Below are 15,093 nucleotides of genomic sequence, written 5' to 3' on the forward strand. Positions count from 1 at the left end.
CTCGATGAGGCCAGCGCCTCCATTCATGGCCGCTTCGGCCGCAGCCCGGCAGCGCTTCAGCTGGGGCTTTGCCGCGGTGATGCTGGCCGTGGGCCTGCTGCACAGCATGTCCGAGCTGCAGCAATACCGGGCCGGCGGAGGCCAACATCCCTGGGAGCCCTTTCTCTGGGAGCTCAGCTCCACCTTGCTGACCGCCCTGCTGGCGCCCTTGATCTATCGCCTGCACGCGCGCAGCCGGCGGCAGCAGGGCTGGTTGCCAAGCCTGGGACTGCATCTGGCCGGTGCGCTGGGCTACACCTTGCTGCATGTGACGGGCATGTTCGGCCTGCGCTTTGCCGTCTATGCCGTCGCAGGTGTGAGTTATGAGCCCGGCCATCCGGCGGACATCTTGCTTTATGAGGCCGGCAAGGACCTCGTCAGCTATGGCTTCATCGTCGGCCTCTGCCATGGCCTGCAGCTGCACGAAGCCAGTCGCCAGCGCGAGCAAGACCTGCTGCGCCTGCAGACCGAGCTGGCCGAAGCCCGCCTGAACCGCCTGGCCGAGCAGATCCAGCCGCACTTTTTGTTCAACACCTTGAACCTGATTTCCTCGGTGATGTACGAGGATGTGCCGCGCGCCGACCGCATCGTCTGCGATCTGGCCACCTTGTTGCGCCAGGCCCTGACGGCGCAGGAGAACAGCCGCCACACCCTGGCCGCCGAGCTGGCCCTGGTGCGGCCCTATCTGGCCATCATGCAAGCCCGCTTCGGCGAACGCCTGCAGGTGCAGGTGGATGTGGAGGAGGCCGCCAGCGTCTGCCTCCTGCCCAGCTTGCTCTTGATCGCACCGGTGGAAAACGCCATCACCCACGATGTGGCGCACAGTGCGGGCCTGGTGCAGGTGCGCGTGAGCGCGGCAGTGCGAGAGGGTCGGCTGTGCCTGCAGGTGGCCAACAGCGGGCGCGCGCCGGAACGCAGCGAACGCCCGGGCTCGGTGGGCCTGAGCAACACCCGCGAGCGCCTGCGCGTGCTTTACGGCGATGCGGCCCGGGTGCGCCTCAGCGCCGATGGTGCCGGTGGCAGCTTGCTGGAGATCGAATTGCCGGAGCAGCGCGCATGAACGAGGGGATGGAACCGCGGCCGGACGCCGCGCCGCTGCGCGTCTTGATCGTGGACGACGAACCACCGGCCCGCGCCAAGCTGCGCCGCCTGCTGAGCAGCCAGCCCGGCGTCGACCTGCTGGCCGAGGAGGCCGGCGATGCCGAGCAGGCGCTGCAGTTGGTGCACAGCCATCGTCCCGATGCCCTGTTCCTGGACATCCAGATGCCGGGGCAGAGCGGGCTGGAGCTGGCTTTGGCCTTGCCCGAGGACACACTCTGTGTGTTCTGCACCGCTTTTGACCAGCATGCTGTGCGCGCCTTTGATCTGCATGCGGTGGACTATCTGCTCAAGCCCTTCACGCCCGAGCGTCTCGCGGAAAGCGTGCAGCGCCTGCGGCAGCGGCGCACAGCGCTGGCGCCCAAACCCGCTGAAACTCAGCGTCAGGGCTGGCTCAGTGCCTTGCAGCAGATCCAGCCGGTGCCCGGCCACTGGCTGGTGCCGCAGCGCGGAGGCGGCCTCTTCAAGCTGCCGCTGGCTGAGATCGAATGGGTGGCCGCGGCTGACAACTACATCGAGCTGCACGCGCCGCCGGCCTGCCATCTGGACCGCTGCACCCTGGCAGACTTCCTGGCCCACGCCAGCGTGCAAGGCCGCTTTGTGCGTGTGCATCGCAGCCATGCCATCAACCCGGCCCATGTCCAGGGCCTGAGTGCCCTGCCACGCGGCGAGGCCGAGCTGCAGATGCGCTCGGGTGCAAGGCTGCGGGTCTCGCGCAGCCACAGGGCCCAGCTGGGCTGAGGGTGCCGCCTCGAAGCCGCGAAGAAAAACGCGCCGAAGTGTCAGAAATTGCAAGCAAAAAAGGCTGGCGGCAGGGCTTCAAGCGCCTGTTTTCGGGGCTTGTGGCGAGCAGGCCCTCGGACGCAACGATAATCGCGCTCCCCGCAAAGGGATTTTCTTTTCCGTACCCACTGGATATCTGATGAACAAAAGTGAACTGATCGAAAGCATCGCCACCAAGGCTGGCGTGACCCGCGCCGTCGCCACGTCGACGCTGGACGCCACCCTGGCCTCGATCACCGAAGCCCTGGTTGCCGGCGACACCGTGGCCATCCTCGGCTTCGGCAACTTCAAGGTCAGCGAGCGCGCTGCCCGCACCGGCAAGAACCCCGCCACCGGCGAAGCCCTGGAAATCGCGGCCGCCACCGTGCCCAAGTTCACCCCGGGCAAGGCGCTCAAAGACGCTGTGAACGTCAAGAAGTAAGCAAGAAGCCAATGCGCTGGGGCCAGCTTCGGCCGGCTCCGACGAAAAGACAAGGGCGCTCGTCATCGGACGGCGCCCTTTCTCTTTTTTCCTGCATTCAGTAGCTGCTTTCGACAGGCCACGCGCGTTCAGAGCGAGCGCGCTTCCCGAAAGCCGTAAAAGCTGGCCAGCACCCGCGTCGGGAACTGGATGATGGCTTCGTTGTAGGCGCCCACCGCCTGGTTGAAGACCTGGCGGGTGAAGGAACGTTGGCGCTCGATCATCTTGAGTTCGTCCACCTGGGCGAACAGTTCGGGGTGCTCGCGCAGCTCGGCGTGGTGTTCCAGCATGGACATCAGCCGCGTCAAAGCTGCGGCATGCACGGCACTGGCCACACCCAGGCTGGCGACCGGGTCACCGGCATAGGGCCGGGCGCGCACAGCCTGCAAGGCGGTTTGCACCTCCTGCTGGGCAGCATCCAGGGCGTCGAAGGTGGCCTGCTCATTGGGCAGTAGCGGGCGCAGCACAGCGAGCAATTCGGCGCAGACGCTGGCACGCGCGCTCATATGGGTGTCCAGCTGAGCAAAGGCCACCGCGATCGCGTTGCGCAAGCTCATGACCCGGTTGTAGGCGCCAATGGCCCAGAACAACAGCATGGCGGCCAGCCCCCAGCCGGCCCAACCCCAACTCCAGCCCGTGTCGGTCGGCTCCATGTTCAGGCTCCGGCCTTCAAGGCAAGAAACTCATCATGCCCGCGCGCGCGCAGCTCGCAGGCCGGGCAGCTGCCGCAGCCATAACCCCAGGCGTGGCGCTGGCTGCGCTCGCCCAGGTAGCAGGTGTGGGTGTGCTCGACCACCAACTCGTTCAGTGCAGCGCCGCCCAGCGATTCGGTCAGGGCCCAGGTCTGGGCCTTGGTGATGAACATCAACGGGGTTTCCAGCGTCATCGGCGTGTCCAGGCCCAGGCTCAGGGCCACCTGCAAGGCCTTGAGCGTGTTGTCGCGGCAGTCGGGGTAGCCCGAGTAATCGGTCTCGCACATGCCGCCGACCAGCACCGAGGCACCGCGGCGGTAGGCCAGGGTGGCGGCGAAGGTCAGGAAGAGCAGGTTGCGGCCCGGCACAAAGGTGTTGGGCAATCCATTCGCCTGCATCTCGATCGCGCGATCCTCGGTCAGCGCGGTACTGGAGATCTGGCTCAGCAGGCTCAGGTCCAGCACATGGTCTTCGCCCAGCTTGGCGGCCCAGGCCGGGAACTGCGCGGCCAGCTCGCGGCGCACGGTCTGGCGGCATTCCAGCTCGACCCGGTGGCGCTGGCCATAGTCAAAGCCCAAAGTCTCGACCGCGGCATAGCGATTCAGGGCCCAGGCCAGGCAGGCGGTGGAATCCTGGCCGCCGGAGAACAGGACCAGGGCTTTGCGTTCGGTGTGCGCTTGGGGCGGCGTCGGGAGGTTCATGCGTGACAACTCGGAAAGCGCCGCACGGTGGCGGCAAACAATGCCCACCAGTGTGCCAGGGTCGCCCCGCGCCAGGAAACGGCCCGACATCGCCCCCCCCGCGCTAAGCTCGCAGCTACACGCACTCCTGGACAAGCGCTCATGAAAACCTCCATTGCCTCACGCCTGCTTGGCGTTCTGCTGCCCTATGCCATTGCGGCGCAGGCGGCACCCGCATCGGCGCCCATCAGCCAGGTTCTGGTCTACCCGGGCGGCGCCACGGTGCAGCGCACGGCCAACGTGGCCGCCGGCGCGCGCGAGCTCGTGATTCACTGCCTGCCCGCCCGCTTCGAGGCGGACTCCTTGCAAGTGCAAGCCGATGCCGGCATCCAAATTGGCGAGATCAGCATCCAGACATTGGATCGTGTTCGCGTTCCCGAGTGCCACAGCAGCCCGCTGGACACCCGCATTCGAGAACTGGAGGACCAGCGCGCCAGCATCAACGCCGAAAGCGAAGCGCAGGACTTGGCCCTTGGCTTTCTCAAGAGCTACGGTGGGGCGGGTGACGGCAAGTCTGCACCAGCACCGATCACCAGTACCTTGGAGGCCCTCAAGCGTGGCGGCCAGGAAACTTGGCTGCGCAAACATCAGCTCGCGCGACGCCTACAGGACCTCGACGAAAAGCTGAGCCCTCTGCAAGCAGAGCGCGACCGTCTGATTCAAGCGAACCCGCAGCTGCGCAGCGTGCGCATCAACCTGGCGGCCGCCCGCGCCGGCGAGCTGCGCCTGAGCTACCGCCTCAATCAAGCGGGCTGGATCCCCATCTACCGCGCTCATCTCGACACCCAGGGGCAGCAGCTGCGCCTGGAGCGTCTGGCCCAGGTGGCGCAGACCAGCGGTGAGGATTGGAGTGGCGTGCAATTGCGCCTGAGCACCAGCACGCCGCGCAGCCAGAGCGGCCTGCCCCCGCCCTACCCCTGGACCCTGGACATCCTGCCGCCGATCGCCGCTCAGGAGCTTCAACTAACTGGTTCTCGCATGGCCGCGCCGCTCATGGCAGCGCCCGCGCCGGCCTTCAAATCGAATCGGAGCGCGGATGAAGCCCCAGCCCTTCCCAGCTTCGACATCAGCACTCAGCAGGGCGAGTACGCCGCGGAGTTCGAGGTTCCGGGGCGCGTCTCCATCAGCAGCGACGGCCAGCGCGTCAGCTTCGCACTCGGCAGCGAAAAGATGACAGCCCAGGTGTTCGCTCGCGTGCAGCCCCAGCAAGACCGCCAGGCCTATCTGCTGGCCGAGCTGAACCACCCCAGCGGCAGCTGGCCGGCCGGCGCGCTGCAGCTCTTCCGCGACGGGGCCTTCATCGGCAACAGCCAGCTGCAGCTGGGCAGCGAGGAAAAGCTGGAGCTCTTCTTCGGCCGCGACGAGCTGCTGCGCGTGGCGGTGGAGCCGCCGCAGAAAGACGGGGCGGAGCGCGGCTTCATCGGCAGCCGCAACGAGCAGAAGATCCGCCGCGCCTACCTGGTCGAGAACCTGCACCGCCAGCCCATCCAGCTACAGCTGATCGAGCCCTCGCCCGTGGCCCAGCATGAGGACATCAAGGTGCAAACCCAGTTCAACCCGCAGCCGAGCCAGCAGCGCTGGAAACAGCTGCCCGGCGTGGTCGCGTGGCAGCTGCAATTGGCGCCTGGCCAGAGCCAGCGCTTCACGGCCGAGTATCTGATCAGCACACCCAAGGACGCGCGGGTGAGCGGATTGCGCTGAATCACGAGGCCAGACCCGAGGCAAAAGTGAAGAATCCCTCATACGCGGGGCGGCTAGGGTAACTGCGAGTGACAGCGGCAATTCGCTCCGGAGACACTCGCTCGTATCAAAGTCCGGGGGGAGGAACCCATGAAAACGCACACCTTCAAGTTGATTGCCGCTGCCTGCCTCATGGCGAGCCACGCGGCCTGGGCCGAGCTGCCCCGAGGCAGCCTGACGTTCTTGCAGCCCAAGGGCACGGTCAGCACGACCGAGGCCATTGACATCTGGGTTCGGCTTACGCTGGACGCAGACTCCCCGGCGTTCACCTTCTCCAGCTATCCACTCACGGGCATTTCGCCCGGAGATTTGTCGCCCGAAGGCGTCTACCACGACCCGATCACAGGCACCAACACCCCGGCCACTTTTGCGCGGATTGACAGTGTCTTCATCAGCGCCTCGATGACGGTGTCGGGCAGCGAGTTCATGGGCTACGACTTCCAATTCGCCACGATTTACAACCCGCAACTGCCGGGGCCCACCTACCAGAATCACTTCAATCTGGCCCCCGGCCAAAGCTACGACTACCTGTTTGGCCGCTTCACGCCGAAGGCAGGTGGCGCACCGGAAGGCACCGTCAATCTCTACCAGACCTCGATGACGCTGCAGTACACCGGCGTGGATGCCCTGGGCCGAACGCTGTATTCCGCCAACCAGCCCGTCATCGCATCGAGCTGCGAGAGTGGTGACTGGGCCACTTGCGGCTTCACCCGCACCGTCACCGCCGTGCCCGAGCCCAGCAGCTATGCCTTGATGGGCCTCGGCCTGGCCGGTGTGCTGGGCCTGGCCCGCCGCCGCCGCGCCACGGCCTGAGCTCGGCCCCAGACCACGGGCTCAGAACCAGCCGCCCAGGTCCTCCCGAATCTCGGGCGGATGGGCGGCGTTTTTTTGCAGGCCCGCTTTCAATGCGCTCCGCGCCTGGCGGGCGGCGGGGCTGTCGCTGGCCGGTGCATCCAGCTGCGCTTGCATCAGCGACTGCAAGGCATCGAAAGGATGACCGGCCGGCATTTGCGGCGGGCGGGCCTCGCGCGCTGCGGCCAGCGCGGCGGCCGCATCGGGGGCGCCCATCATCACCAGGGTCAGCGCCAGGTCGAGGCGAGCCTGCCAGAGCGGCGGCAGCTGGCGGTCCGGGCTGGTCTCCAGCAAGGCCACACGGCGCTCCAGCAGGCGGCGGCTGCCGGCCAGATCGCCGCGGGCGCGCAGCAGCGCACCCTCGACCTGGGCGATGCGGCTCTCCAGCCACAGGTCGCGCTCCAGATGCAGGTCGGCATCGCCGCGCAGGCGGGCGACAGCATCCGCCGCCAAATCCAGGTCACCCAGCACCAGGCCGCTGCGCGCCAGGGCCAGCCAGGCCTCGGCCCGGCTCACACCCATCTGCTCACGCACCCGGTCCACTTCCTCCAGCAGGGCGCGGGCATCCTGGCGCAAGGTGGTCGCGGGCGACTCCCCCGCCTGGGCGCGCGCCAGCAACAGCGAGGCCTTGGCCGCCGTCCGGGCATTGAAGGGTGCGCCATTGCCTTGGGTGTTGAAGGCCAGACGGGCGGCCAGGGCCTGCGCGTACTCAGCGCGGTCGTGGTGGTAACGCGCAATCTCCGGGTACATGAAGGCGCGCATGGAATTGCCCCGACCATGCAGCCGGTCCATCTCCTCGCCCAAGGCCTGCGCACGCGCCTCCACACCGTCGTACAAGCCCGCACGGATCTCCATGGTCAGGATGTTGCGCCGGATGGCCAGCACATGGCGCAGGTTCTCCTTGGGCGGATTCTGCAAGGCCGGCTCGGTCAGGCGCAGCTGGGCGAGGGCCTCGCTGATGCGCCCCTCTCCGGACAGGCGGACCGCCTCCACCATGTGGTGGAAGGTTCGATAGAAGTGGCCCTCCGGGTAGAGCAGCCGCACCAACTCGCCGGCTTGATCCAAGGCCAGCTTGGCCTCGGCCAGGCGGCCAGTCTTCATATAACCATTGGCCAGCGCGTAGTAGAGCTCGCGCATGGGATCGGATTTGGGGCCATGCAAGCGCGCCACGCGCTCGCGCAGAGGCTCCAGCTCGGCCACCACCAAATCGTGCGGGCCCGTCGGCACATAAATTTGGGCCAGCTTGATATGGGCCGCCACGGTGCGCTCGTCGTCTTCCCCGTAGGGCTGAACCATCAGCGCCACCCACTCACGCGCCAGCGGTGCGGCCAGGTCGTAGCGGTCCAGGGCGCCGTAGGTTTCGGCCAGTGTGGCCAGCAGGCGCGCCTTGATGCGGGGCTGGTCCTGGAATTTGCCTGCGATCTCGCTGCGGCTTTTCTCCAGCAGATCCATGACCGTGGGCGCCTGCCCGCCATGGACATCGGGGCTGGCACTGCCCAGCAGATCCGTCAGGTACAGCGTCACCTGATCGGATTCATGGGCCGCCGCCTGCGCGCGGCGCCATTGATCCAGGCTGACGCCCAGGCCCAGCAGCACGGCCACGGCCAGACCGCCCGACAGCGAGGCAGCCAGGGCATTGCGGCGCATCCAGAGCCGCAGGCGATGGCGCCAGTCCTCGCGGCGGGCGCTGACCGGGCGATGCTGGAGCCAGCGCGTCAGGTCTTCGACCAAGGCGCTCACGGCCGGGTAGCGCTCCTCGGGCAGCTTGCGCAAGGCCTTGGCGACGATGGCCTCCAGGTCGCCGCGGGCGCGCTCGGCGTCGAGCGGGCGGGCGCCCTCCGGCGCATCTTCGGCCAAAGCCTGGGCCAGCAAGGGCCCGAGCCGCGGCGCGTCCTGGTGCAGCAAAGCATGCTCGATGGCCGTGCGGCTGCTGCCGGCGTTGTAAAAGGGCAGGCGGCCGGACAGCATCTCGAACAACAGCACGCCGAGCGAGTAGACATCGGCCGCCACGCCGACCGGCGTGCCGCTGAGCTGCTCGGGTGCGGCATACGACAAGGTCAGGCCACGGCCGCTTACGCGGGTCAGGTGGCCTGGATCCTCTTCATCCAGCAGACCCGCAATGCCGAAGTCCAGCACCTTGACCTCGCCCCGGCTGTCGCCCTCGGCGCCGACCATCACGTTCGAAGGCTTGAGGTCGCGGTGCACCACCAACTGGGCATGGGCATGCTCGACCGCCTGGGCCACGCGGATCAGCAAGGCCACCCGTGAGGCGACCGTGGGGCATTCGGCCCGCACATGCTCGCTGAGCGTGCGGCCGGCCACGTACTCCAGCACCAGATAGGGCACACCGTCCGCCATGCCAGCATCGAGCAGGCGCGCAATGCCGGGATGCTTGAGCCGGGCAAGCACGGCCCGCTCGCGCGCGAAACGCTGGGACAGCGGCGCCTGCTGCAAATCACTGCGCAACAGCTTGACCACGGCCTCCTGCTCGTACAAGCCATCGGCCCGCCGCGCCAGCCAGACCTGGCCCATGCCGCCCTCGCCGATCTTGCGCAGCAGCTGCCAAGCCCCCATACGCTGGCCACTCAGTGAAGGCGCTTGCTGCCTCTCGTCCAGCACCGGCATGGCGCTGAAGGGCACGGGCCCAGCGGCTGCAGGAAACTGGGTCTCGGCCTGCTGGATCAAGCGCTGCGCGAGCTCGGCGGCCAGGGCGGCATCGCGCGCGGCCAGCGCCGCCAACCAGGGGCCGCGCTCAGCCTCGGCCAGGCCTTGCGCCTGGCGCAGCAGCTGGTTCAGTTCGGTGTGGCGGGCGCTGTCGCCCATGCTCAGCGGCGCACTTCGCCCTGGCCCAGCACCACCCATTTGAGCGAGCTCAGGCCTTCCAGTCCCACCGGGCCACGGGCATGGAGCTTGTCGGTGGAGATGCCGATCTCGGCGCCCAGGCCGTACTCAAAGCCATCGGCAAAGCGCGTGCTGGCATTGACCATGACGCTGGCTGAATCGACCTCGCGCAGGAAACGCATGGCATGGCCATGGTTGCTGGTGAGGATGGCGTCGGTGTGGTGCGAGCCGTAGCGGTTGATGTGTTCGATGGCCTCATCGAGGCTGTCCACCACCTTGATGCTGAGGATGGGCGCCAGATACTCCTCGCTCCAGTCGGCTTCGGTCGCCGGCTTGATCACGGCGCCCGGGATGGGGCCCAGCAAGGCCAGGCTGCGCGAGCAGCCGCGCATCTCCACCCCCTTCTCGGCCAACAGGGCGCCGATATGGGGCAGGAAATCCGAAGCGCTCTCGGCATGGACCAGCAGAGACTCGGTGGCATTGCAGGGGCTGTACTTCTGCGTCTTGGCGTTCATGACCACGGTCAGGGCCAGGTCGAAATCGACCTCGGCGTCGACATAGCAGTGGCAGTTGCCGTCGAGATGCTTGATGACCGGCACCTTGGACTCGGCGCTGATGCGCTCGATCAAGCCCTTGCCGCCACGCGGGATGATCACATCCACATGCTCGGGCGCCGTAATCAGCAGGCCCACGGCGGTGCGGTCGGTGCTGGCGATCAGCTGCACGCCCTCGGGCGGCAGGCCGGCCTCGCGCAGGGCGGCCGCCACCAGCTCGGCCAGGGCGAGGTTGGAATGGATCGCCTCGGAGCCGCCGCGCAGGATGCAGGCATTGCCGCTCTTGATGGCCAGGGAGGCCGCCTCGATGGTGACGTTGGGGCGGCTCTCGTAAATCATGCCGAACACGCCCAGGGGCACGCGCATCTGGCCCACGCTGATGCCGCTGGGGCGGCGCTTGAGGCCGCTGATCTCACCGACCGGGTCGGGCATGGCGGCGATCTGCTCGCAGCCCTGGGCCACGGTCTCGATCACCTCGGGGCTCAGCTTCAGGCGGTCCAGCATGGGGCCGTCCAGGCCGGCGGCGGCAGCGGCTTTCAGGTCACGGGCGTTGGCAGAAGCCAGGGCCGGGCCGGCTTCGCGCAGGCGGCGGGCCAGGCTCAGCAAGGCCTGGTTCTTGGCGGCGGTGGAGGCGGCAGCCATGCGGCGCGAAGCCTGGCGGGCGGCCTGGCCCACCGCCCTCATGTAGAGGGGCAAATCCTGGGCGGCCAGATCGGGAGAAGGCAGGGTCGAGCTCATGGCGCCATTCTCCGCGATGTGCCGGACGCGGCAGTTTCAGGTAGGTTCCATCGACACCCATGCCATTCCTCACAGCCGGCGCGCGCGCCTCTCGCACCCGGGTCTACCCGAATTGCAACGACCATCAAATTTCATCTTGTACCGGCAGCAGTTCATGCGGGCTGGCTTGCAGATCGTCGCCCAAATATTGGACTTCATCGCAGGCCGCTGTCGCCCGGTCGCTTGCTTTCCTACATTGAAGCCATCGACTCACCACCCCGTGCCGGCGTCGGCACCTAACGCAAAGAGGCCACACCATGAAGACTGTCACCGCCACCGCACGCATCGCTCTGTCCGCACTCGCTCTCGCAGCCTTCGGCGCTCAAGCGGCCGTACCCGGCCAGGACGAACTGGGCCCCGTTCGCCAAGCCTGCCCGCAGATCGATCAGAAGCTGCAGCAGGCCCTGGAACGTGACACCCGCAAGCTGATGGAGGCATCGCTGGCGCGCGTCGAGTTCACCGTCAAGGGCGACAGCATCAGCCAGGTTCGCCAGGAAAACACGCCCATCGAAGTGCGGGCACGTTTGCAGTCAGCGCTGCGCCAAGCCGGCTGCAAGAGCGATCAGGAAAAGACCCTGGCCTTCCACCTGAACCTCCTGCCCAATCGCTGAGCAACAGCGCTTCCACCGGCGGCGCGCTCACAGCTGCACATGGCTGGTGGAGCCGCCGTCGACATACCAGTTGGCACCGGCCACAAAGCTGGCGGCCGGGCTGGAAATGAAGGCCACCACGCGAGCGATCTCCTCCACGCGAGCCAGACGCTTCAGCGGGTTGCGTTGCAGCGCGCGCTGGTAGGCCTCGGGCTGCTGTTCGGCGATACGGCCCCAGAATCCGCCCTCGACCCAGGTGTCGCCGGGCGACACCAGATTGACCCGCACCCGCGGCAGCACACGGGCCGACAACGACTTCGCGTAATGCGCCACGGCCGCTTTGGCCGCGCCGTAGGCTTCGGAATTCGGGCAGGCTTGAGAGCTGGCGCGCGAACCAATGCAGGTGATGGCGGCCTGGGGCGAGTCTTGCAGCCAGGGCAGCATGGCCTCACAGCAGCGCACGGTGGCAGCAACATCGAGCGCCAAGGCCTGCGACCAATCGGCCGAGAGCGCGCTGACATTGGCCACAAAAATGTCCTGCGGCCCGAGCTCCTGCAACCAGGCCTCGAAGGCGCCCGGCTCGGCCACATCGAGCGCGCGCGCCTGCACCCGCCCCGGCAGCTGCAGCGCCTGCAACTCGGCCAGGCGGGCGGCGATGCGCTCGGGCCCACGCGCGCAGAACGCCACCTCGCAGCCTTCGGCCGCCAGCGCGTGCACGATGGCCGCACCGATGCCGGCCGAGCCGCCAGTCACCACTGCCCTCAGGCCTTTCAATCCCAGATCCATGCACCCTCCCCGGCATCAAGCGCCGCGGCATGCGGGCTGTGGGCGTCATTCTGTGCCAGGCCATCGGTCCGCCGACGCGCACTGCGCACCTTCCCGCTTGCGCTGCGCACGGCGCTCAACTACATTTGTAGTACGACACCTGTAGTAGAGAGCAAGTCCATGTCCGAAGACAAAAGCGAACTGAGCCTGAGCGAGCTGCAGCTGAGCCTGATGCGTGTGCTCTGGCAGCGCGGCCAGGCCAGCACGGCCGAGGTGGCCGAGGCCTTGCGCGCCGAAGGCCGACCCCTGGCTCACACCACCGTGGCGACCTTGCTGCAGCGCCTGGAAAAGCGCGGCCTGCTGGCCTGCGATCGCGAGGCCCGCGCCTTGGTCTACCGCCCCTGCGTGTCCGAGCCCGAGGTGCAGAAGTCCATGGTCAGCGGCCTGCTGGCCAGCCTGTTCGCCGGCAAGGCCAGCGCCCTGCTCAGCCACCTGCTGAAAGCCGGCGACATTGCCGACGAGGACATGGCGCAGATGCGCCGCCTGCTGGCCAAGGGCGGCACGAGCAAGAACCCCAAGGACGGCAGCCATGACTGAGCCCCTCAGCATCAACGCGCCCCTGCTGCTGGCTGGCCTGAGCAGCGGCCTGCTCAACTACCTGCTGCACAGCAGCCTGCTGCTCGGTGGCGCCTGGCTGATCGAGCGCAGCGCCCGCCTGCGGCCGCGCCAGGCCTCGCATCGCGAGGCCCTGTGGCGCCTGGCCTTTTTCGGCCCGGTGCTGACGGCCGGCCTGGCCACGCTGCTGAGCTGGAGCCCGGCACCGACGGCCGGGCCGCTCGCATCGCCCACCGCCACCAGCACAGCGATCGAGCGCCCCGCCCTCCCGGAGCCAAGCGACGCGCCGACCGCCACAGCGACCCCACCGATGCGCGAACCCGCGCCGATGACTGGCGCAGAGCGCCCCACTCGCCAAGCGCCGGCCGCACCACGCGCCTGGCTGCAACTGCCCCCCGAAGCCAGTGCCGCCGTGGCCGCGCTGGCGGCGGCCTGGGCGCTGTTGGCCGGTCTGGGCCTGCTGGCCACCGGCCTGGCCTGGTGGCGCCTGCGCGTGCAGGCGCGCCGCCTGCCCCGCTTGGACGACGATGCCGATCTGCACGGCTGCCTGCAAACCCTGGCCCGATCCGCCGGCCTGCCGACCCCGCCCCTGCGCCTCGGCCGCGCCGAGTGGCCCAGCCCCCTGATCGCCCCGGGCGGCGCCATCTGCCTGCCCGCCTGGGCCCTGCAGCTGCCGCCCGCGCAGCGCGAGGCGGTGCTGGCCCATGAGCTGGCGCATCTGCGCCGGCGCGATCCGGCCTGGCGCCTGGCCGCCCAGCTGCTGAACCAGCTGGCCTGGCTGCAACCCCTGAACCGCCTGGCTCTGCGCCGGCTCGACGCCCTGGCCGAACAGGCCTGCGACGCCTGGGCCACCGCCCGACCCAGCGATGCCGCCCGCGAGCAGGCCCGCCGCGCCCTGGCGGAGAGCCTGTACCGCTGCGCCCAAGAGCTGCAGCAGGCAGCCCACCCGGTGCGGCGCCTGCAGCTGCTGAGCCGCATGGCCGCCAGCGGCCGCTCGCCCCTGCTGGCCCGCATCGACGCACTGATGAACCCTGCCCCCAACCCGCACGGAGACCCGACCATGAACCCCAAGCCCGAACCCTACACCGCCCTCCCTGCACGCGAGCTCTGGCGCAAGCGCGTGCTGGTCGGCGGCCTGACCCTGTGCGCCCTGGCCCTGCCCTTGCTGGGCGTGGGCCACAGCCAGCCGCTGGACCTGAGCCGCCTGCGCGACCTGGGCCACAGCTTCGAGGCGCGCTTCGGTGTGGGCTCGGCCATGGGCACCCGCATCGTCAAAAACAGCCCCTCGCACAACCTGGACATCCGCCTCAGCGGCCAGATGCGCTTCAACGAGGACCAGACCGCGCTCGAAAGCCTCAGCCAGGGCCGCCTGCTGATCGATGAGCGGCGCGAGGGCTGGCACCGGCGCGCCGAGTTCCTGCCGGGCGAAGCCGGCCAGGCACCGCGCTTGATTTACAGCCTTGACGGCAAGGAACAGACGCCGGACGCCGAGGGTCAGGCCTGGCTCCGCGATCGCGTCGCCCTGGCCGGCGAGACCATTGAGGGCAGCGAGAAGCGCGTTCGCAGCCTCATGGCCCAAGGCGGCGTCGCGCGCGTGCTGGCCGACATCCAGGCGCCCGCTCTTGAGGACCACCGCCGCCGCAGCCGGGCCGAGGCCTTGCTCAAGCAAGGCCGGCACAGCGACAGCACGCTGCAGACCCTGATCCAGGTCAGCAGCGGCATCGATTCCGATTTCGAGCGCCGCCAGCTGCTGGAGACCCTGATCGAAGGCCAGGCCCTGAGCCCGGCGCTGCAGGCCGAGCTGCTGAACAGCCTGAACAACTTGAGCTCTGACTTCGAACGCCGCCAGGTGCTCGAAAGCCTGGCGCCACGCTTGAGCCCGGACACCGCCACCCTGCAAGCTTGGGTGCAGGCGGCGCAAGGCATGGACTCCGACTTTGAAAAACGCAGCGCCATCGTCGAGCTGATCGAGCGGCAAGGCAGCCTGCCGAGCCTGGCCGCCGCGCTGCAGGCCAGCCTGAGCCTGGACTCGGACTTCGAGCACCGCATCGCGCTGGAAGCCGTGGCCCAAAAGCTGCCGCGCCAGGTGGCACTCGATGCGCAGGCCGAGGCGGCCCTGCGGGCCTACAGCGAATCGGCCCGCCGCATCGACAGCGACTTCGAACGCCGCATCGCCCTGAGCGCCCTGCTCGATGCCGGCGTGCACCAGAAGACCGCGCTGCTGGGCGTGCTCGATGCCGCACGCAGCATCGACTCCGATTTCGAGCGGGCCGAGTTGCTCAGCGCCCTGGCGGCCCATTTGCCGGCCGATGCCGAGCTGGTGGCCCGTTATCGCCAGGCAGCGCGAGGCCTGAGCGAACATGAGCGCGGCAAGGTCGAGGCCGCACTGGACCCGGTGATGGACCGCCTGGCCCAGGCAGCACCGGCCGCGCCGGCCACGCCAGCCCAGGCCGCGCCCGCGGCCTCCGCCGCACCGGCGGCTGCCATCTCGCGCCTCAAGCCGCCCAGCCCGCCACGCCCGCCGGCTGCTCCTTCGCTGCCCTGAGG

The 15,093-nt window shown here is 68.5% G+C and carries 13 protein-coding genes; 8 read left to right on the forward strand and 5 right to left on the reverse strand.

Annotated features, from left to right (window positions below):
- The first annotated feature begins 25 nt into the window (after positions 1–25).
- The 3 genes from C1O66_RS13405 (at position 26) to C1O66_RS13415 (ending at position 2,341) form a co-directional block, all read left to right on the forward strand.
- A complete protein-coding gene (locus C1O66_RS13405; protein ID WP_165794601.1) occupies positions 26–1,099 on the forward strand; it encodes a sensor histidine kinase in 1,074 nt (357 codons plus the stop codon).
- Positions 1,096–1,878 carry a LytR/AlgR family response regulator transcription factor gene (locus tag C1O66_RS13410; RefSeq protein WP_102768341.1) on the forward strand — a complete coding sequence of 261 codons (783 nt, stop codon included), beginning with the start codon at positions 1,096–1,098 and terminating at the stop codon, positions 1,876–1,878. Before C1O66_RS13405 ends, C1O66_RS13410 begins: the two co-directional genes overlap by 4 nt.
- A gap of 181 nt (positions 1,879–2,059) precedes the next feature.
- Positions 2,060–2,341: an HU family DNA-binding protein gene (locus tag C1O66_RS13415; protein ID WP_102768342.1), complete on the forward strand. Its 282-nt coding sequence runs from the start codon at positions 2,060–2,062 to the stop codon at positions 2,339–2,341.
- Positions 2,342–2,469: 128 nt separating this feature from the next.
- Here C1O66_RS13415 and C1O66_RS13420 read toward each other — a convergent pair whose 3' ends face one another.
- Both C1O66_RS13420 and queC read right to left on the reverse strand, forming a co-directional pair.
- Entirely contained in the window at positions 2,470–3,033 is a 564-nt protein-coding gene (locus tag C1O66_RS13420; protein ID WP_102768343.1) for a LemA family protein, read from the reverse strand.
- 2 nt (positions 3,034–3,035) lie between these two features.
- Positions 3,036–3,773, reverse strand: a complete 738-nt coding sequence (gene queC, locus C1O66_RS13425) for a 7-cyano-7-deazaguanine synthase QueC (protein WP_102768344.1) — start codon at positions 3,771–3,773, stop codon at positions 3,036–3,038.
- A 141-nt stretch (positions 3,774–3,914) separates the two neighbouring features.
- On the opposite strand from queC, the gene C1O66_RS13430 reads away from it, so the two are divergent.
- Together C1O66_RS13430 and C1O66_RS24095 are read left to right on the forward strand one after the other, a co-directional pair.
- Positions 3,915–5,513 carry a DUF4139 domain-containing protein gene (locus tag C1O66_RS13430; protein WP_102768345.1) on the forward strand — a complete coding sequence of 533 codons (1,599 nt, stop codon included), beginning with the start codon at positions 3,915–3,917 and terminating at the stop codon, positions 5,511–5,513.
- A 129-nt stretch (positions 5,514–5,642) separates the two neighbouring features.
- Entirely contained in the window at positions 5,643–6,365 is a 723-nt protein-coding gene (locus tag C1O66_RS24095; protein ID WP_243392792.1) for a PEP-CTERM sorting domain-containing protein, read from the forward strand.
- A gap of 21 nt (positions 6,366–6,386) precedes the next feature.
- On the opposite strand, the gene C1O66_RS13440 is transcribed toward C1O66_RS24095, so the two are convergent.
- Positions 6,387–9,227, reverse strand: coding sequence for a serine/threonine-protein kinase (locus C1O66_RS13440; protein WP_102768346.1), 2,841 nt, complete (start codon positions 9,225–9,227; stop codon positions 6,387–6,389).
- Positions 9,228–9,229: 2 nt separating this feature from the next.
- Positions 9,230–10,483 carry a glutamate-5-semialdehyde dehydrogenase gene (locus tag C1O66_RS13445; protein WP_102769640.1) on the reverse strand — a complete coding sequence of 418 codons (1,254 nt, stop codon included), beginning with the start codon at positions 10,481–10,483 and terminating at the stop codon, positions 9,230–9,232.
- A gap of 350 nt (positions 10,484–10,833) precedes the next feature.
- On the opposite strand from C1O66_RS13445, the gene C1O66_RS13450 reads away from it, so the two are divergent.
- Positions 10,834–11,187, forward strand: coding sequence for a hypothetical protein (locus C1O66_RS13450; RefSeq protein ID WP_102768347.1), 354 nt, complete (start codon positions 10,834–10,836; stop codon positions 11,185–11,187).
- Between the two features lie 27 nt (positions 11,188–11,214).
- Here the strand turns inward: C1O66_RS13450 and C1O66_RS13455 are convergent, their stop codons facing one another.
- Positions 11,215–11,952: an SDR family NAD(P)-dependent oxidoreductase gene (locus tag C1O66_RS13455; RefSeq protein ID WP_102768348.1), complete on the reverse strand. Its 738-nt coding sequence runs from the start codon at positions 11,950–11,952 to the stop codon at positions 11,215–11,217.
- A 159-nt stretch (positions 11,953–12,111) separates the two neighbouring features.
- Here C1O66_RS13455 and C1O66_RS13460 point away from each other — a divergent pair, with 159 nt between their 5' ends.
- Positions 12,112–12,528: a BlaI/MecI/CopY family transcriptional regulator gene (locus C1O66_RS13460; RefSeq protein ID WP_102768349.1), complete on the forward strand. Its 417-nt coding sequence runs from the start codon at positions 12,112–12,114 to the stop codon at positions 12,526–12,528.
- A complete protein-coding gene (locus tag C1O66_RS13465) occupies positions 12,521–15,091 on the forward strand; it encodes a M56 family metallopeptidase (RefSeq protein ID WP_102768350.1) in 2,571 nt (856 codons plus the stop codon). The genes C1O66_RS13460 and C1O66_RS13465 overlap by 8 nt, the downstream gene beginning before the upstream one ends.
- Positions 15,092–15,093 lie beyond the last annotated feature (2 nt).

The organism is Paucibacter aquatile (assembly GCF_002885975.1).
Lineage (GTDB): Bacteria > Pseudomonadota > Gammaproteobacteria > Burkholderiales > Burkholderiaceae_C > Paucibacter_A > Paucibacter_A aquatilis.

Bases quoted from the DNA above. Each gene is read 5' to 3' on its own strand.
- C1O66_RS24095 (WP_243392792.1), top strand. From the start codon at position 5,643: ATGAAAACGCACACCTTCAAGTTGATTGCCGCTGCCTGCCTCATGGCG.
- C1O66_RS13445 (WP_102769640.1), bottom strand. From the start codon at position 10,483: ATGAGGGCGGTGGGCCAGGCCGCCCGCCAGGCTTCGCGCCGCATGGCT.
- C1O66_RS13460 (WP_102768349.1), top strand. From the start codon at position 12,112: ATGTCCGAAGACAAAAGCGAACTGAGCCTGAGCGAGCTGCAGCTGAGC.
- C1O66_RS13420 (WP_102768343.1), bottom strand. From the start codon at position 3,033: ATGGAGCCGACCGACACGGGCTGGAGTTGGGGTTGGGCCGGCTGGGGG.
- C1O66_RS13450 (WP_102768347.1), top strand. From the start codon at position 10,834: ATGAAGACTGTCACCGCCACCGCACGCATCGCTCTGTCCGCACTCGCT.
- C1O66_RS13430 (WP_102768345.1), top strand. From the start codon at position 3,915: ATGAAAACCTCCATTGCCTCACGCCTGCTTGGCGTTCTGCTGCCCTAT.
- queC (WP_102768344.1), bottom strand. From the start codon at position 3,773: ATGAACCTCCCGACGCCGCCCCAAGCGCACACCGAACGCAAAGCCCTG.
- C1O66_RS13410 (WP_102768341.1), top strand. From the start codon at position 1,096: ATGAACGAGGGGATGGAACCGCGGCCGGACGCCGCGCCGCTGCGCGTC.
- C1O66_RS13465 (WP_102768350.1), top strand. From the start codon at position 12,521: ATGACTGAGCCCCTCAGCATCAACGCGCCCCTGCTGCTGGCTGGCCTG.
- C1O66_RS13415 (WP_102768342.1), top strand. From the start codon at position 2,060: ATGAACAAAAGTGAACTGATCGAAAGCATCGCCACCAAGGCTGGCGTG.
- C1O66_RS13455 (WP_102768348.1), bottom strand. From the start codon at position 11,952: ATGGATCTGGGATTGAAAGGCCTGAGGGCAGTGGTGACTGGCGGCTCG.
- C1O66_RS13405 (WP_165794601.1), top strand. From the start codon at position 26: ATGGCCGCTTCGGCCGCAGCCCGGCAGCGCTTCAGCTGGGGCTTTGCC.
- C1O66_RS13440 (WP_102768346.1), bottom strand. From the start codon at position 9,227: ATGGGCGACAGCGCCCGCCACACCGAACTGAACCAGCTGCTGCGCCAG.